The 16,670-nt window shown below is 70.5% G+C and carries 13 protein-coding genes and 1 pseudogene; 9 read left to right on the top strand and 5 right to left on the bottom strand.

What is annotated here, in order from left to right:
* Nucleotides 1–68 precede the first annotated feature (68 nt).
* Together AB0G63_RS14160 and AB0G63_RS14155 are read right to left on the bottom strand one after the other, a co-directional pair.
* Nucleotides 69–1,169: pseudogene (locus AB0G63_RS14160) on the bottom strand (VCBS repeat-containing protein).
* Nucleotides 1,170–1,420: 251 nt separating this feature from the next.
* Nucleotides 1,421–3,703 (bottom strand): (Fe-S)-binding protein, encoded by a 2,283-nt coding sequence (locus AB0G63_RS14155; protein WP_360749315.1) that lies wholly within the window; start codon nucleotides 3,701–3,703, stop codon nucleotides 1,421–1,423.
* A 348-nt stretch (nucleotides 3,704–4,051) separates the two neighbouring features.
* Between AB0G63_RS14155 and AB0G63_RS14150 the strand changes: the two genes are divergently transcribed.
* The 5 genes from AB0G63_RS14150 (at nucleotide 4,052) to AB0G63_RS14130 (ending at nucleotide 9,341) form a co-directional block, all read left to right on the top strand.
* Nucleotides 4,052–5,089, top strand: a complete 1,038-nt coding sequence (locus AB0G63_RS14150; RefSeq protein WP_360749312.1) for an MraY family glycosyltransferase — start codon at nucleotides 4,052–4,054, stop codon at nucleotides 5,087–5,089.
* 94 nt (nucleotides 5,090–5,183) lie between these two features.
* Complete coding sequence (gene dnaK / locus AB0G63_RS14145) at nucleotides 5,184–7,019, top strand: molecular chaperone DnaK (protein WP_360749309.1); 1,836 nt, start codon at nucleotides 5,184–5,186, stop codon at nucleotides 7,017–7,019.
* Nucleotides 7,016–7,666: a nucleotide exchange factor GrpE gene (gene grpE / locus AB0G63_RS14140; RefSeq protein WP_360749306.1), complete on the top strand. Its 651-nt coding sequence runs from the start codon at nucleotides 7,016–7,018 to the stop codon at nucleotides 7,664–7,666. Before dnaK ends, grpE begins: the two co-directional genes overlap by 4 nt.
* Before the next feature lie 33 nt (nucleotides 7,667–7,699).
* Nucleotides 7,700–8,875: a molecular chaperone DnaJ gene (gene dnaJ, locus AB0G63_RS14135; protein ID WP_360749303.1), complete on the top strand. Its 1,176-nt coding sequence runs from the start codon at nucleotides 7,700–7,702 to the stop codon at nucleotides 8,873–8,875.
* Nucleotides 8,876–8,879: 4 nt separating this feature from the next.
* On the top strand, nucleotides 8,880–9,341 hold the full coding sequence (locus AB0G63_RS14130) for a helix-turn-helix domain-containing protein (RefSeq protein ID WP_360749300.1): 462 nt from the start codon (nucleotides 8,880–8,882) through the stop codon (nucleotides 9,339–9,341).
* A 52-nt stretch (nucleotides 9,342–9,393) separates the two neighbouring features.
* Here the strand turns inward: AB0G63_RS14130 and AB0G63_RS14125 are convergent, their stop codons facing one another.
* Nucleotides 9,394–11,100 carry a PA14 domain-containing protein gene (locus AB0G63_RS14125; protein WP_360749298.1) on the bottom strand — a complete coding sequence of 569 codons (1,707 nt, stop codon included), beginning with the start codon at nucleotides 11,098–11,100 and terminating at the stop codon, nucleotides 9,394–9,396.
* A gap of 296 nt (nucleotides 11,101–11,396) precedes the next feature.
* Between AB0G63_RS14125 and AB0G63_RS14120 the strand changes: the two genes are divergently transcribed.
* Both AB0G63_RS14120 and AB0G63_RS14115 read left to right on the top strand, forming a co-directional pair.
* On the top strand, nucleotides 11,397–12,503 hold the full coding sequence (locus AB0G63_RS14120) for a substrate-binding domain-containing protein (protein ID WP_360749295.1): 1,107 nt from the start codon (nucleotides 11,397–11,399) through the stop codon (nucleotides 12,501–12,503).
* A gap of 259 nt (nucleotides 12,504–12,762) precedes the next feature.
* Nucleotides 12,763–13,818: a helix-turn-helix transcriptional regulator gene (locus AB0G63_RS14115; RefSeq protein ID WP_360749292.1), complete on the top strand. Its 1,056-nt coding sequence runs from the start codon at nucleotides 12,763–12,765 to the stop codon at nucleotides 13,816–13,818.
* On the opposite strand, the gene AB0G63_RS14110 is transcribed toward AB0G63_RS14115, so the two are convergent.
* Nucleotides 13,781–14,719 carry a helix-turn-helix transcriptional regulator gene (locus AB0G63_RS14110; RefSeq protein WP_360749611.1) on the bottom strand — a complete coding sequence of 313 codons (939 nt, stop codon included), beginning with the start codon at nucleotides 14,717–14,719 and terminating at the stop codon, nucleotides 13,781–13,783. The two genes, AB0G63_RS14115 and AB0G63_RS14110, sit on opposite strands and share 38 nt — an antisense overlap.
* A 141-nt stretch (nucleotides 14,720–14,860) precedes the next feature.
* Nucleotides 14,861–15,844, bottom strand: coding sequence for a helix-turn-helix transcriptional regulator (locus tag AB0G63_RS14105; RefSeq protein ID WP_360749289.1), 984 nt, complete (start codon nucleotides 15,842–15,844; stop codon nucleotides 14,861–14,863).
* Between the two features lie 154 nt (nucleotides 15,845–15,998).
* On the opposite strand from AB0G63_RS14105, the gene AB0G63_RS14100 reads away from it, so the two are divergent.
* Both AB0G63_RS14100 and AB0G63_RS14095 read left to right on the top strand, forming a co-directional pair.
* Nucleotides 15,999–16,211, top strand: coding sequence for a hypothetical protein (locus AB0G63_RS14100; protein ID WP_360749287.1), 213 nt, complete (start codon nucleotides 15,999–16,001; stop codon nucleotides 16,209–16,211).
* Nucleotides 16,208–16,543, top strand: coding sequence for a hypothetical protein (locus AB0G63_RS14095; RefSeq protein WP_360749285.1), 336 nt, complete (start codon nucleotides 16,208–16,210; stop codon nucleotides 16,541–16,543). The genes AB0G63_RS14100 and AB0G63_RS14095 overlap by 4 nt, the downstream gene beginning before the upstream one ends.
* Nucleotides 16,544–16,670 lie beyond the last annotated feature (127 nt).

The raw sequence follows: 16,670 nt of genomic DNA, 5'->3' as shown, positions 1-16,670 counted from the left end.
TGCGGTTTCCGGGAGTTCCCGTAAGGGCGAGGCGGAGAACGGGGTCCTGAGAGGTCGGTGCGGTGTTTTCAGCGGGCCAGGAACTGCGAGGTCGAGAAGGTGACCGACGGTTCGGTGGCCAGCAGGCCCTTCTTCTGCCTGGGATGGACGGCGACCGTGTCCTTCGTCTCGCCGAGGTGGGTGCGCACCACCAAGTCCGCCCGGCCGTCGCCGTCGAAGTCGCCGGCCGTCAGGACGCGGCTGGTGCCGTGGGCCGTCGGCTCGACGGTCACCGTGCCCGCCGTGGTCAGGCCCGTCGCGCGGCCCCGGAAGACGCGCAGGCGGGAGCCGCTGGAGACCAGGTCGCTCAGGCCGTCGCCGTCGAAGTCGGCGGCGTCGAGCATCGAGCCGGGGAGGCCAGGGTGGCGCGCTGCCCTCCGCGGCGCGGACCACCAGGTCGTCGTACCCGTCGCGGTTCACGTCGGCCGCCGGGCCGGCCGGGACCTCGCCCGGAGACGGGATCGGAGCACCGGCGGCGTGCGGTACGCCCAGGTGGGTGAAGGGGCCGCGCAGGTAGCTCAGCCGGCCGCCGGTGGCGTGCAGGACGAGGTCCTGGGCGCCGTCGCCGTCGAAGTCGCCGCACACCGGCTGGTCGGGCCAGTCGTTGCCGAAGCGGGCGCGGCCGGGGACGGTGAGGGGGACGTTGAGGGGACGGCGTGGGTCAGGCAGTCCGGGGAGCCGAAGAGGATCTGGAGGGGGACCGGGGGTTGTCCGTGGCCGTCGTAGGGCGGGTCGGTCGAGACGACGAGGTCGGTGAAGCCGTCGCCGTCCAGGTCGCAGCTCGCCTCCGCGTCGAAGACGGCGGTCAGCTGCCCCTCGACGCGGGCGGCGTACTTGGCGGGGCTGATGAGCTGCCGGGCGTCCGGCCCGAGTCCGTGCGCGCTGCCGTAGACGATGCCGATGCCGATGCCCGCGTCGTCGGCTTGGCTCTGCGCCTTCACCAGGCTGTCCGGGACCAGGTCGCGGTGACCGTCGCCGTTGAAGTCGTCCTCGGTCTCGCTGCTCTTGCCGCGGGGGGACGGAGCTGGGCGGGTGCGTCCGCGACCCGTGCGGGGGTGGGCCGTGCCGGCGTCGGTGCCGGGGCCGCAGGCGGAGAGGGGCAGCAGGAGACAGCCCAGTGAACAGATCAGCAAACAGCCCAGTGCGGACGTGGCAGCCGCTTCGCTTCTTCGCACGTGCACCGTTCTGCCCGCCGGCACCGTCGACAACGCCTGGGCCATGATGCACGCGTCCCGGACATGGCGACAGCCCCGGGGTGGCCCCCAGGCATGGCACGGCGACGCCCCCGGCACCAGCCCCGGCACGGCGACGCCCCCGGCCCGCGGAGTGCGGGGCTCGGGGGCGTCGGCGGCGTCGGGGCGCTGTCCGGCGGAAGGGGCCGTTACTTCACCGGCTCCGGTTCCGGCTCGTTCTCCGGCTCCGCCTCGCCCGCCGGGTCGAGCGGGGTCTTGACGGAGTCGAGGAGGAGCTGGGCGACGTCCACGACCTGGATGGACTCCTTGGCCTTGCCGTCGTTCTTCTTGCCGTTGACCGAGTCGGTCAGCATGACCAGGCAGAACGGGCAGGCCGTGGAGACGATGTCGGGGTTGACGGACAGGGCCTCGTCGACGCGCTCGTTGTTGATGCGCTTGCCGATCCGCTCCTCCATCCACATCCGGGCGCCGCCGGCGCCGCAGCAGAAGCCGCGCTCCTTGTGGCGGTGCATCTCCTCGTTGCGCAGGCCCGGGACCTTGCCGATGATCTCGCGCGGGGGCGTGTAGATCTTGTTGTGGCGGCCCAGGTAGCACGGGTCGTGGTAGGTGATGATGCCCTCGACCGGGGTGACCGGGATCAGCTTGCCCTCGTCGACGAGGTGCTGCAGCAGCTGCGTGTGGTGGATGACCTCGTAGTCGCCGCCGAGCTGCGGGTACTCGTTGCCGATCGTGTTGAGGCAGTGCGGGCAGGTGGCGACGATCTTCTTCGCCGACTTCGGCTTCCTCGACTCGGGCGTGACGTTGCCCTCGTCGTCCGTCTCCTCGCCGAACGCCATGTTCAGCGCGGCCACGTTCTCCATGCCGAGCTCCTGGAAGAGGGGCTCGTTGCCGAGGCGGCGGGCGGAGTCACCGGTGCACTTCTCGTCGCCGCCCATGATCGCGAACTTCACGCCCGCGATGTGCAGCAGCTCGGCGAAGGCCTTGGTGGTCTTCTTGGCGCGGTCCTCCAGGGCGCCCGCGCAGCCGACCCAGTACAGGTACTCGACCTCGGTGAGGTCCTCGATGTCCTTGCCGACGACCGGGACCTCGAAGTCGACCTCCTTGGTCCACTCCAGGCGCTGCTTCTTCGCCAGGCCCCAGGGGTTGCCCTTCTTCTCCAGGTTCTTCAGCATCGTGCCCGCCTCGGAGGGGAAGGCCGATTCGATCATGACCTGGTAGCGGCGCATGTCGAGGATGTGGTCGATGTGCTCGATGTCGACCGGGCACTGCTCGACGCAGGCGCCGCAGGTGGTGCAGGACCACAGCACGTCCGGGTCGATGACGCCGTTCTCCTCGGCGGTGCCGATGAGCGGCCGCTCGGCCTCCGCGAGGGCGGCGGCGGGGACGCCGGCCAGCTGCTCCTCGGACGCCTTCTCCTCGCCCTCCATCGTCTTGCCGCCGCCGGCCAGCAGGTAGGGCGCCTTGGCGTGCGCGTGGTCGCGCAGCGACATGATCAGCAGCTTCGGCGACAGCGGCTTGCCGGTGTTCCAGGCCGGGCACTGCGACTGGCAGCGGCCGCACTCGGTGCAGGTGGAGAAGTCCAGCAGGCCCTTCCAGGAGAACTGCTCGACCTGGGAGACGCCGAAGACGTCGTCGTCGCCGGGGTCGGTGAAGTCGATCGGCTTGCCGCCGCTCGTCATCGGCAGCAGCGCGCCGAGGGCCGTCTCACCGCGGGCGTTGCGCTTGAACCAGATGTTCGGGAACGCCAGGAAGCGGTGCCAGGCGATGCCCATGTCCGTCTTCAGCGAGACGACGATCATCCAGACGAAGGACGTCCCGATCTTGACCATCGCGGTGAGGTAGATCAGGTTCTGCAGCGCGCCGACGCTCAGGCCCTTGAAGGCGAGGACCAGGGGGTACGAAGCGAAGTACGCGGCCTCGTAGCCGTGCACGTCGGCGAGGGCGCCCTCCAGGCCGCGCAGCGTCATGATCGCGAGGCCGATGATGAGGATGACGGACTCGACGAAGTAGGCCTGGCCGAAGTTGGAGCCCGCGAAGCGGGACTTGCGTCCGGGCCGGTTCGGCAGCGACAGCTGGCGGATCACGATCAGCGTGAGGATGCCGAGCGTGGTCATGGTGCCGATGAACTCGACGAACAACTCGTACGGCAGCCAGTGCCCGATGACCGGCAGCGTCCAGTCGGCCTGGAAGAGCTGGCCGAAGGCGTTGACCAGGGTCAGCACCAGGGAGAAGAAGCCGACGGCGACGAACCAGTGGGCGACGCCGACGACGCCCCACCGGTTCATCCGGGTGTGGCCGAGGAACTCCCTGATCACCGTGGCGGTGCGGGCGGTCCAGTCGTTGGTGCGCGTGCCCGCCGGGACGTCCTGGCCGAGCCGTACGAATCGGTAGATCTGCGCGATGGCGCGGCCGAACAGCGCGACGCCGACCACAGCGAGTACCAGCGACACGATGATCGCGGCGAGTTGCATTTCGGGGCTCCTCGGGCCTGCGAGGGAGATTACTGAGCGGTATTACTAAGCGGTAACTTATGCAGTCCGTCTGAGACTACCCCCATCTTCCGTCGCAATGTAGCCGGGCGTTCGGTGATCTGTGTCGCTGAGGGTCGCCTTAAGACCGCACTGAGGGTCGCCTCACCTTCCCCGCTCCACGAGTCCTGCACCTCGGCTCCTCGAGTCCTGTGCCTCCGCCCCTCAAGTCCTGTGCCTCCGCTCCTCGGGTCCTGTGCCTCCGCTCCTCAAGTCCTGCGCTGAGGGTCGCGGAAAGTTCTTATCGTGTTATTCACGTCAAATTGTGACATCAGCTTCTAACTTGGACCCGTGCTCTATGGGATCGCCGCCGCCACCACCGCCCTGCTCCTCACCGCCGCGCTCGCCGCCCTGCTGCGCAGACCCGCCCTGCTGCTCCGCCCCGCCGGGTCGCGGCGGCGGCGGGCGGTGCCGCCCGCCGGCGGACCGGCGCTCGTGCTGGGCACCTGCCTGGTGGCGGCGGCCGGGCGGTGGACCGGGGCCGCACCGCTCGGTCCGGAACTCGACAGGCTGCTCACCGCCGCGGCCGCCGTCGCCGCGCTGGGCCTGGTGGCGGACGTGCGGCGGGTCAGGACGCGGTTCGTGGCCGCCGGTACGGCGGTGGCGGCGGCCTGCGTGGTGCCGTACGACGAGACCGGGGTGCCGGGCGGGCTGCTGGCCGTCGGCTGGATCACCTTCGTCGCCCTCGCCTTCCGCGCGCTCGACCACGCCGACGCGCTGGCCGGCACGGTCGGGGTGCTCACCGCCTTCGGGGTGGCCGCCTGCGCCGCCGCCGAGGTGATGGACGCGGTCGCCCTGCTGATGAGCGTGCTGGCCGCCGCGCTGGCCGGGTTCCTCATCCACAACTGGCCTCCCGCGCGGGTCGGGCTCGGTGCCTGCGGGTCGCTGTTCACCGGGTTCCTGCCGGCCGCGGCCGCGGTGTTCACCCGTACGGGGCACGGGCTCGGCTCCAGCGCCGGGGTGCTGTTCGCGCTCACCGCGGTCGCGGGCGCCGACGTCCTCCTCGTCGTGCTGTCACGGCGGCTGGCCGGACGGGCGCTGTCGCGCGGCGGCCCCGACCATCTCGGGCACCGGCTGCGCCGGCTCGGGCTCACCGCCCAGGGCGTGACCGTCGTCCTGGGCGTGGGCGCCCTCGCCGGGGTACTCGTCGGTGTCCTGACCCATCTGGGGCTCGCGGAGTCCGGGGTGTTCTGGGTGGCCGCGGGGGTGATCGTCGCCGTTCTCGCGCTGCTGCGCGTCCCCGTGTACGGGGTGCGGGGGCCGCGAGGGGTGCCGGAGGTCACGTCGTCTTCGCAGGTCACGCGGCGGTTGCGTGTCAGGAACGGATAAGAGTTGAGTCCGCCTGACTCAGGTCTGTTGACCCAGCGCTGTGCGTCAGGCACACTTGAGTCCGATCCACTCAAGTCAGCTGGAGGAAGCAACCATGGCACGTGCGGTCGGCATCGACCTGGGCACGACTAACTCCGTCGTCAGCGTTCTGGAGGGCGGCGAGCCCACCGTCATCACCAACGCCGAGGGCGCCAGGACCACGCCGTCCGTCGTCGCCTTCGCCAAGAACGGTGAAGTGCTCGTCGGCGAGGTGGCCAAGCGGCAGGCGGTCACCAACGTGGACCGGACCATCCGGTCCGTGAAGCGCCACATGGGCACCGACTGGAAGATCCAGCTGGACGGGAAGGACTTCAACCCGCAGCAGATCTCCGCGTTCATCCTGCAGAAGCTGAAGCGGGACGCCGAGGCCTACCTGGGCGAGAAGGTGACCGACGCGGTCATCACCGTCCCGGCCTACTTCAACGACTCCGAGCGCCAGGCGACCAAGGAGGCCGGCGAGATCGCGGGCCTGAACGTCCTGCGCATCGTCAACGAGCCCACCGCGGCGGCGCTCGCCTACGGCCTCGACAAGGACGACCAGACGATCCTCGTCTTCGACCTCGGCGGCGGCACCTTCGACGTGTCCCTGCTGGAGATCGGCGACGGCGTCGTCGAGGTGAAGGCCACCAACGGTGACAACCACCTCGGTGGTGACGACTGGGACCAGCGCGTCGTCGACTACCTGGTGCAGCAGTTCAAGTCCGGTCACGGCGTGGACCTGGCCAAGGACAAGATGGCCCTCCAGCGTCTGCGTGAGGCCGCGGAGAAGGCGAAGATCGAGCTGTCCTCCTCCACGGAGACCTCGATCAACCTGCCCTACATCACCGCGTCCGCCGAGGGCCCGCTGCACCTGGACGAGAAGCTCACCCGGGCTCAGTTCCAGCAGCTGACCGCGGACCTGCTGGAGCGCTGCAAGACGCCGTTCCACAACGTCATCAAGGACGCCGGCATCTCCATCAACGAGATCGACCACGTCGTCCTCGTCGGCGGCTCCACCCGTATGCCCGCCGTCGCGGAGCTCGTCAAGGAGCTGACCGGCGGCAAGGAGGCCAACAAGGGTGTGAACCCGGACGAGGTCGTCGCCATCGGCGCCTCGCTCCAGGCCGGTGTCCTCAAGGGCGAGGTCAAGGACGTCCTGCTGCTCGACGTCACCCCGCTGTCCCTCGGCATCGAGACCAAGGGCGGCATCATGACCAAGCTGATCGAGCGCAACACCACGATCCCGACCAAGCGCTCCGAGATCTTCACCACGGCCGAGGACAACCAGCCGTCGGTGCAGATCCAGGTCTACCAGGGCGAGCGCGAGATCGCGGCGTACAACAAGAAGCTCGGCATGTTCGAGCTGACCGGTCTGCCGCCGGCGCCGCGCGGCGTCCCGCAGATCGAGGTCTCCTTCGACATCGACGCCAACGGCATCATGCACGTCACGGCGAAGGACCTCGGCACCGGGAAGGAGCAGAAGATGACCGTCACCGGCGGCTCCTCGCTCCCGAAGGACGAGGTCGACCGCATGCGCGAGGAGGCCGAGCGCTACGCGGAGGAGGACCACAAGCGCCGCGAGGCCGCCGAGACCCGCAACCAGGGCGAGCAGCTCGTCTACCAGACCGAGAAGTTCCTCAAGGACAACGAGGACAAGGTCCCCGGCGAGATCAAGACCGAGGTCGAGGCCTCCGTCGCGGAGCTGAAGGAGAAGCTCAAGGGCGAGGACATCGCCGAGATCCGCTCCGCCACGGAGAAGGTCGCGGCCGTGTCCCAGAAGCTGGGCCAGGCGATGTACGCCGACGCCCAGGCCTCGCAGGCCGCCGCGGGCGGCGCCGAGGCCCCGAGGGCCGACGACGATGTCGTGGACGCCGAGATCGTCGACGACGAGCGCAAGGACGGTGCCGCGTGACGGAGGAGACCCCGGGCTTCGAGGAGAAGCCCGACGTCCCCTCCGGCGCGACCCCCGACGACGCCGAGCCGAAGGCCGCCGCCCCCAAGGAGGAGGCGGCCCCGGCCGGGGACGCAGAGAAGATCACCGGTCTGACGGCCCAGCTGGACCAGGTGCGCAAGGCGCTCGAAGAGCGCACGGCGGACCTCCAGCGGCTCCAGGCCGAGTTCCAGAACTACCGCCGCCGTGTCGAACGCGACCGGGTCACGGTCAAGGAGATCGCCGTGGCGAACCTCCTGACCGAGCTCCTGCCCGTGCTCGACGACATCGGCCGCGCGCGGGAGCACGGCGAACTCGTCGGCGGCTTCAAGTCCGTCGCGGAGTCGCTGGAGACCGTCGCGGCGAAGATGGGTCTGCAGCAGTTCGGCAAGGAGGGCGAGTCCTTCGACCCGACGATCCACGAGGCGCTGATGCACAGCTACGCGCCGGACGTCACCGAGACGACGTGCGTGGCGATCCTGCAGCCCGGGTACCGCATCGGCGAGCGCACCATCCGCCCCGCGCGGGTGGCCGTGGCCGAGCCGCAGCCGGGTGCGCAGACCGTGAAGGCCGAGGAGACGACGGAGGCGGCCGACGACAAGGAGAGCGGTGGCCCGGACGAGGGCTGAGCTTGAACCGACCGGGAAGGAGGGACGTCGAGGATGAGCACCAAGGACTTCATCGAGAAGGACTACTACAAGGTCCTCGGCGTCCCCAAGGACGCCACCGAGGCCGAGATCAAGAAGGCGTACCGGAAGCTCGCCCGTGAGTTCCACCCGGACGCCAACAAGGGCAACGCCAAGGCGGAGGAGCGCTTCAAGGAGATCTCCGAGGCGAACGACGTCCTCGGCGACCCCAAGAAGCGCAAGGAGTACGACGAGGCCCGCGCCCTCTTCGGCAACGGCGGGTTCCGCCCGGGGCCGGGCGCGGGCGGCGGCTCCTTCAACTTCGACCTGGGCGACCTCTTCGGAGGCGGCGCCCAGGGCGGCCAGGCCGGCGGCTTCGGCGGCGGTCTCGGCGACGTGTTCGGGGGCCTGTTCAACCGCGGCGGCTCGGGCACCACGCGCGTGCAGCCCAGGCGCGGCCAGGACATCGACACCGAGGTCACCCTCAGCTTCACCGAGGCGATCGAGGGGGCGACCGTCCCGCTGCGGATGTCCTCGCAGGCTCCCTGCCGGGCCTGTTCCGGCACCGGCGACAAGAACGGCAACCCGCGGGTCTGCCCGACCTGCGTGGGCACCGGCCAGGTCGCCCGGGGCTCCGGCGGCGGTTTCTCGCTGACCGACCCCTGCCCGGACTGCAAGGGCCGCGGCCTGATCGCGGAGCACCCCTGCGAGGTCTGCAACGGCTCGGGCCGGGCGAAGTCCTCCCGGACCATGCAGGTGCGCATCCCCGCCGGGGTGTCCGACGGGCAGCGCATCCGGCTGCGCGGCAAGGGCGCGCCGGGCGAGCGCGGCGGCCCGGCCGGCGACCTGTACGTCACCGTGCACGTCGGCGCCCACCCGGTGTTCGGCCGCAAGGACGACAACCTGACGGTGACCGTGCCGGTGACGTTCGCGGAGGCGGCGCTCGGCGGCGAGATCAGGGTGCCCACCCTGGGCGGACCGCCGGTCACCCTGAAGCTGCCGCCGGGCACGCCCAACGGGCGCACCATGCGCGCCCGCGGCAAGGGCTCGGTCCGCAAGGACGGCACCCGCGGCGACCTCCTGGTCACCGTCGAGGTGAGTGTCCCCAAGGACGTGACGGGGAAGGCTCGTGACGCGCTCGAGGCGTATCGCGAGGCGACCGCGGGTGAGGATCCGCGGGCGGAGCTGTTCCAGGCCGCGAAGGGAGCATGACGAGATGGACGGCCGTCGACGCAATCCGTATGAACTGACCGAGGAGACCCCGGTCTACGTCATCTCGGTGGCCGCACAGCTGTCCGGTCTGCACCCGCAGACGCTGCGTCAGTACGACCGTCTGGGTCTGGTGTCCCCCGACCGCACGGCGGGCCGGGGACGCCGCTACTCGGCCCGTGACATCGAACTGCTCCGCCAGGTGCAGCAGCTGTCGCAGGACGAGGGCATCAACCTGGCCGGCATCAAGCGGATCATCGAACTGGAGAACCAGGTCGCCGCCCTGCAGTCCCGCGTCGCGGAACTGCAGGCGGCCCTGGACGGCGCGGCGGCCGCGATGCAGCAGCGCGAGGCCGCGGTGCACGCCTCCTACCGGCGCGACCTGGTTCCCTACCAGGAGGTCCAGCAGACCAGCGCGCTGGTGGTGTGGCGGCCCAAGCGGCAGCAGTCCCGGACCGACGGGGACTGACCCGCAGGCGCGTGACGGAAGGGGCCCGGATCTCCGGGCCCCTTCCGCGTGTTCAGGGCGCGGTCACCGCCCAGTCGGCGCCGGGCGCCGACTCCGTGTCGTCCGCGTACAGGGCGGTCACCCAATAGAAGTGGGTGGTGCCCCTGGCGGCGGCGGTGTCCTGGTAGGAGGTCGCCGACGTGGCGGCCGCCAGCTTCTCGTACGCCTCGGTCCGCGGGTTCCAGCGGTAGACCTGGTAGCCGGTGGCGCCGGAGACGGCGTTCCAGGACAGCGAGACGCCCGCCTTGGCGGAGGCCGCCGTCAGCTTCAGCGGCGAGCCCTCCGGGGTGGGCACGCTCGGCGTCATGTCGAGCTCGGTCGCGATGACGGCCCAGGCGGGGCCGTTCCACTGGTTGGCGGAGTTGTTGTCGTCGTCCACGGCGTCGATGAAGAAGCAGACCTCGTCGCCGTCCGGGAGCGTGGCGTGGTCGTAGGAGACGGCATCCGGGGTGAGGTAGTCCGAACCCGTGCCGTAGCAGGCCTGTTCGCCCTCGTCGCCCACAAGCTCGCCCCAGGTGAGCCGGTAGTACTTCAGGTCGGTGGCCGGGCTCTTGTCCCAGTTCACATGGAAGCCGTACTCGGTCGGGGTGACGGTCAGTCCGGTGACCAGCGGCGGCGGGTCGTTGTCCCAGATCTGGCCGCCCCAGGGCGCGGACCGCGCGGACTCGTTGCCGGCCGCGTCGACGGCCGACACGCGGTAGTAGTAGACGGTGCTCTCGGCGGCCGAGGTGTCCAGGTAGGAGAGCGCGCCGGTGCTGCCGAGGGCGGTGTAGTCGCCGTCCTTGGCCGCCGACCGGAAGACGCGGTACGACACCGCGTCCGCGACCTGCTTCCAGGCGACCTTCAGCCCGCCCGTGCCGCCCGTCGGCGTCACCTCGCCGCTCGCGCTCACCACAGTGGGCACGCCGGGCGCGACCCGGTCGGCGGTGGTGACGGGCTGGTCGGCGCTGCCCGTCGACACGTTGCCCGCCTTGTCGTAGGCGCGGACCTCGTAGTAGTACGTCGCCCCGGTCACCGGCAGGGTGCTGTCGGTGTAGGAGGCGGAGGTGGTGGTGGCGAGCGGGGTGGCGCCGAACGAGGCGCCCTTCAGCCGCCGGTAGACGCGGTAGCCCGCGAGGTCCATCTCCTTGTTCTTCGCCCAGCTGAGCTTGGCCTTGCCGGTCGCGCTGTCGTAGGCGGCCGAAGTGCCCGCCGGGGCGAGGGGCTTGACCGTGTCCACGGTGGCGGAGGTGCGCGGCAGATAGGAGAAGGCGACGTTCGCCGGGCCGGTCCAGTTGACGAAGTCCACGCGGAGGGTGTGCTTTCCGGCGGGGACGGTGATGTCGGCGGTCTTCTTCACGGTCGTCGACACGTTCTTCCACAGGTCGACCTTGCGGACGCCGTCCAGGTAGACGCGGATGCCGTCCTGGGCGGAGACCGGCAGCGAGAAGGGGCCGCCGGAGCCGAAGTCACGGGTGACGGTCCAGCGGACGCCGAAGTAGTTCGACGGCAGGCCGGAGGCGGGCGCGCCGGTGCCCCAGTTCTCGCTGACCGCGGAGTCGCAGTCCGTCTTCTTCGGTGTGCCGGAGAACGTGGTGTTCGCGTAGAACTGCCGCTGGTAGACGGGGGAGGCGCAGCTCGTCGCGGCGGACGCGGGGGCGGCGGCGGTGAGCAGGGCACCTGCGGTGGCGAGCACGACGGCGGTGGCCGCCACGACGGTCGTGCGGCTGGCTGGGTTCATTCGGTCCTCTGCTCGAACGGGGAACGGTTGATAAGGGCTGCCGTGATCACGACTCGCGAGGAAAGCGGTTGGTTGTGCGGATCTTTGCCTTCTCGTGGTCCGCCGTTGCATGGAGGGTTTGTGAACAGGCTGGGGAGGCCGATGTGCCGGGTCTTCACAGCGCAAGCGGAGCGTGGTGTTGCGCACTCGTTAAGTGGTTCGGCTTGACGCTGAGGGTTGGGGAAGCGTTGTCTTTTCAGACACCTGGGTCGCAAGGGTGCGCCCATGTCCGGAAAGCATCAGAAGTGAGCAGCCCCATGCGTCGTACCGCCATAGCCGTGGCCGCGTCCGCCCTGTCCGTGTCGCTGAGCGCCTGCGGGGTGCTGGGCGCGTCGTCGAGCGGCAGCACGGCGAGTCCGACCAAGGGCAACGATGTCACCGTCGGTCTGCTGCTCCCGGAGAAGGCCAACACGCGGTACGAGAGCTTCGACTACCCCATCATCAAGAAGCAGGTCGCCGCTCTCACCGGCAACCGCGGCAAGGTCTCCTACGCCAACGCCGATCAGGACGCGGACAAGCAGGCCGCGCAGATGCAGCGGATGATCGACGACCAGGTCGACATCATCCTGCTGGACGCCGTCGACTCGCACGCGATCGCCGCCCAGGTGAAGAAGGCCAAGGACGCCGGCATCCCGGTCATCGCCTACGACCGGCTCGCCGAGGGCCCCATCGACGCCTACATCTCCTTCGACAACGAGCTGGTGGGCGAGGTGCAGGGGCGTTCCCTGCTGGACGCCCTGGGCAGCGGGGCCGACAGCTCCGCCAAGATCGTCATGATGAACGGCTCGCCCACCGACCCGAACGCGAAGCAGTTCAAGTCGGGCGCGATGTCCGAGCTCAACGGCAAGGTGACGATCGCCAAGTCCTACGACACCAAGGACTGGAAGCCGGAGAACGCCCAGGCCAACATGACCGCCGCGATCGAGGCGATCGGCAAGGACAACATCGCCGCCGTCTACTCCGCCAACGACGGCATGGCGGGCGGCATCGTCAAGGCGCTGGAGAACGCCGGGGTGACCAAGCTGCCGCCGATCACCGGCCAGGACGCCGAACTCGCGGCCGTGCAGCGGATCGTCGCCGGTGAGCAGTACATGAGCGTGTACAAGTCCTACCCGGACGAGGCGGCGGCCGCCGCGCAGATGGCGGTGGCCAAGGTCCAGGGCCACGAGATCCAGTTCGACGCGCTCACCGAGGACACCGTCGACAGCCCCACCGACAAGGACATCCCGGCGCAGCTCGTCACCGTGACCGCCCTGACGAAGAAGAACATCAGGTCCACCGTCGTCGCGGACGGCATCTACAAGATCTCCGACATCTGCACCGGCAAGTACAAGTCGGCCTGCGCCGCCATCGGCCTGAACTGACGCCACGGCGATATCCGGCCAACTCCGGTCCGCTCACGCCCGTTCGGGCCCGCCCGGGCGGGCCGCTCCCGCCCCCGGTGGAGCGGCGTCCGGCGGAAGCGGCATCAGCTTGTTGCAACCGTACGGAAGAAGCCCTGGTCATAGGCGTGCATACCGGTGCTTTCCGGCGGTCACCCGTGCCGGAGCCGTGTTGCGGAGCCGGTTCGGTCCGCGCATAGTTGCGCTGCGGAAGACGGCGGAACCGGGGGTGGAACGGGCGATGGCCGGGCACGGGACGGACGAGCATCCACACGGTGCTGACCGACTGTGCGAGGCCGGGGATCGCGTGTATTCCCGGGCCGTACGGCGTGGCCGGGTGCCCCGCCGGGACGCCGGACCGGTGCCCTGCCTGCTCGAACTGGCGCTGCTGCACCCGGACCCCGACGACATGGACTGGCTCGTGCCGACCTCCCCGCAGGAGGTCATGACCCGGCTGCTGCGCGGGGTGTACGACGAAGTCAGCGCCAGCCAGCGGCGGGTGGGCGCGGTGGTGGCCGCCGTCGAGCGGTACGCCGGGCTGGGCCCGCCCGTGCCGACGGCGTCGCGCGAGGGCTCGGGAGGCTCGGGCGGCTCGGCGATCCGCGTCCTGGACGGCCTCTCGCGCATCCAGGCCGCCATGGACGAGGCGACCGAGGCGTGCACGACCGAGGTGCTGACCGTGCAGCCCGGCGGCATCCGCCCGGAGCACGAGCTGACGGAGGGCCTGCACCGGGCCCTCGCGCTGCGCGGCCGGGGCGTGCGGATGCGGGACCTGTACACGCACGTGGCGCGGCACGGCCAGGGGTTGCTCAACTACCTGGAGCTGATGGGCGACGCGGTGGAGGCGAGGACCCTCGACGAGGTCATCGACCGGCTCATCCTCTTCGACCGCACGGTGGCCTTCATCCCCGCGAACGCCGACCGCACCCTCGCCCTGGAACTGCGCCACCCGGCCCTGGTCGGCTATCTGGGCACGGTGTTCGACCGCCTGTGGCGGCTGGCGATCCCGCTGACCGCGCCGCTGCCGGACACCGGCATCGAGGGCATCTCGCACCGGGAGCAGTCCATCGCGGCCCTGCTGGCGGAGGGTCACCAGGACGCCGTCATCGCCGAGCGGCTCGGCATCAGCGTCCGCACCTGCCGCGCGCACATCGCGCGGCTGTCCGAGACCCTCGGCGCGGCCAGCCGCACCCAGCTCGGCGTGCGCATCGCCCAGGTGGGCCTGGACGGCCCCCGCCGGCCGCCCGGCGCCGCCCCGGTCACCGTTCGCGGTCGAGAATCCCGGACTGTCCGATGAGGTAGCCGAGCTGGGCCCGGCTCTCGCTGCCCAGCGTCGCCGCGAGCTTGGCGATGTGGACGCGGACGGTGCGCACGTTCATGCTGAGCCGCTCGGCGATGACGGCGTCGGTGTGGCCCTCGACGAGGAGGGCGGCGACGGCGTGCTGACGGGGGGTGACGCCGCCGCGGGCGGGCAGCCCGGCCGGCTCCGGCAGCATCGGTGTGGCCGGCCGCCACAGCCGCTCGAACGCGGTCACCAGGTAGCCGACGAGGGCGGGGTGGCGTACCTCGAGCGCGAGGGTGCGGTCGGCGTTCGCGGGGATGAAGGCGACGGTCCGGTCGAGCACGATGAGCCGCTCGGTGAGCTCGTCCAGGGTGCGGACCTCGAAGTCGCCCCGCAGCTGCTCGTAGTGGGCCTGGACGGCGAGGGAGTGGCGCTGGGTGTGCTGGCAGAGCGTGCGCATCCGGCCGCCCGCGCTGAGCAGGCGCTGCTCCATGGGCAGCGAGGCGGCCATCGCGGCGTCGGAGCGCTTGCCGGGCTGGATGGCCAGGGCCTCGCGGGTGGCGCGGGCGGTCGCCTCGCAGATGGCGGCGTTGATCTGCTCCAGGCCGCCCAGGACGCTGATCGCCAGGGGGTCGTTGCCGGGCACGATCTGGGCGTCGATGGCCATGAACGGCTCGAAGAGGTCCGCCAGTCTGGCCTCGCGCCGGCGCTGGACGGAGATGCTGTCCTCGATGGTGCGCAGCAGCCGGGGCAGGGCCACGGAGGGGGCCACCGGGCGCAGCCAGCGGTCGTCCTCACGGTCGGGCTGCAGCAGCCCGTGGCCGATGAGGCAGGGGGCCGCCCGGCGCGCGTCCCGCCGCGGCACACGGCCCTCCAGCAGGGCGCGGGAGTGCAGGCGGCGGCCCTCCTCGCACAGGTCCTCGACGCCGTGCGTGTGGGCGCGCGGCGGTGCGCCGCCGGCCGGCCGGCCCGGCTCGGCCTCGGGTCCGTCGCCCGTGGTCCGGTGGTGCGTTTCGGCCGTCACCCGGGAGCCTTCTGATGCCTGGGCGGTCGGTGGTCAGCTGTCGCGGTCCAGGATCCCCGCCTGGGCGATCAGGAAGCCGAGCTGCGCCCGGCTGCCGCTGCCGAGCGCGGCCGCCAGCTTGGCGATGTGGGCCCGGCAGGTGCGGACGTTCATGCCGAGCCGGCGGGCGATCGCCTCGTCGACGTGCCCCTCGATGAGCAGTTTGGCTATGGACCGCTGGACGCCGGTGATGCCTTCCGGGGTGGACTCGTAGGGCACCTCCTCCAGCAGCGGCGTGGCCCGCTGCCAGAGCTGCTCGAAGACCCTGATGAGGTACTGCACGAGGCCGGGGTGGCGCAGTTCCAGGGCGACCTGGCGGTCGTCCTGGGCCGGGATGAAGGCCACGGTGGTGTCGCAGATGATGAGCCGTTCGATGAGCTCCTCGAGGGTGCGGATCTCGACCTTGGCGCCGGCCATCTGGTCCATGTACGCGTAGGTGCTCTGGCTGTGCCGCACGGTGTGCTGGTAGAGCGTGCGCATGGAGATGCCCCGCTCTATCAGCGGCTTGCTGCGCTTGAGGGCCTGACTGAGGATGTGCTCCGGCCGGCTGCCGCCGGGCTGTACCGTCAGGACCTCGGTACGGGCCTCGGCGATCGCCACGTCGAGCGCCGCGTGGATGCGGTCGATGCCCTCCAGCACGGTGATCGCGTGGGTGGTCGCCGGTTTCTGGGCACTGATGTCCAGGAACGGCTGGAAGGTGTCCGCCAGATCCAGGGTGAGGCGCCGTCGGTCCTGTATCTCCCGTTCCAGGGGCTGCAGTTGCTGGGCGAGCACGACGGAGGGCGGAACCGGGCGCAACCAGCCCGCGTCGTCCGGATCGGGGTGGAGCAGGGCGAACTCGAGCAGACAGGGGGCGCTTTCGACCTCGCCGCGGGAGATACGTCCGGAACTGAGAGCACTGGCGTAGAGACGGGAGCCGTCGGCACACAGATCGGTGATGCCATGAGGATGTGTCGGTTTTGTGCTCTTCGTTGGCAAATCTCCACCCCCCAGGGTCCTGAACGTGCAGGAACATGATGCATCTCCTGTGTGGCATTGACGTGCCTGAATGAGCCATCGTCTTGTCTCACGGGGGAGAGGAAGCCATCAAGTGAGGACGAAGCCGACCATGAATAAGAGAATGCTTCGCTCAGTGCTTGCCACTGCCTTCGTAGTCGCGCTGGCCAGCGGTGCGGCCGGTCCTCTTGACGTCGGCTGGTCGAGCCCCGCCGGCGCGAAGACCGCCGCGCTGGACGTCGGTTGGGACATCTCGGCCGCCGGCTCGGGGGACGTCGGCTGGGTGGTCACCGGCGGTGACGGCGCCCAGGACGTCGGCTGGTCGATTCCGGCGGGCGCGGACGCATGACCACGCCACCCGACGACCGGTCCTTCCGGCGCGAAATGGCCACCGCCTATCGCTCGGGGTGGCACTTCATCGACCTGGTCACCGCGATTCCTCATCCTGGTGACTCGCTGATGGTGACCGTCTTCGGGGAGCCGGTCGTCGTCACGCGGGACGAGGACGAGGACGTGAGGGCGTACCTGTGTCTGCGGCGGCCTCGGGGGGCGCCGCAGCCCGTACGGTGTGCCATCCGGTACGGAATGATCTTTGTGAACCTCGACCGACGAGACCATCGGCTGGTGGAACCGGAAACCCCCAATCCACGGACCATCTCAGCCACCCCCCGCAGTGCCTGACGCGATTCCCCCGTCGTAACAGATCGCTCAGGTGCTTCCCCCCGCAGCGGGGGGGGCCGGGCGGCGGAGGCGGGTGCGGACCCACGGGGTTGCGGGAGAGGGCCACCAGCCAACGGCCGACGCGGGG

The organism is Streptomyces sp. NPDC020996, assembly GCF_040641355.1.
Lineage (GTDB): Bacteria > Actinomycetota > Actinomycetes > Streptomycetales > Streptomycetaceae > Streptomyces.
Note: the sequence above shows the minus strand (reverse complement) of the source record. Positions and strands in the feature narration are given on the sequence as shown.

Excerpts from the sequence above, each read along its gene's own strand:
- AB0G63_RS14155 (WP_360749315.1), bottom strand. The coding sequence starts at position 3,703 with ATGCAACTCGCCGCGATCATCGTGTCGCTGGTACTCGCTGTGGTCGGC.
- dnaK (WP_360749309.1), top strand. The coding sequence starts at position 5,184 with ATGGCACGTGCGGTCGGCATCGACCTGGGCACGACTAACTCCGTCGTC.
- dnaJ (WP_360749303.1), top strand. The coding sequence starts at position 7,700 with ATGAGCACCAAGGACTTCATCGAGAAGGACTACTACAAGGTCCTCGGC.
- AB0G63_RS14130 (WP_360749300.1), top strand. The coding sequence starts at position 8,880 with ATGGACGGCCGTCGACGCAATCCGTATGAACTGACCGAGGAGACCCCG.
- AB0G63_RS14125 (WP_360749298.1), bottom strand. The coding sequence starts at position 11,100 with ATGAACCCAGCCAGCCGCACGACCGTCGTGGCGGCCACCGCCGTCGTG.
- AB0G63_RS14120 (WP_360749295.1), top strand. The coding sequence starts at position 11,397 with ATGCGTCGTACCGCCATAGCCGTGGCCGCGTCCGCCCTGTCCGTGTCG.
- AB0G63_RS14115 (WP_360749292.1), top strand. The coding sequence starts at position 12,763 with ATGGCCGGGCACGGGACGGACGAGCATCCACACGGTGCTGACCGACTG.
- AB0G63_RS14095 (WP_360749285.1), top strand. The coding sequence starts at position 16,208 with ATGACCACGCCACCCGACGACCGGTCCTTCCGGCGCGAAATGGCCACC.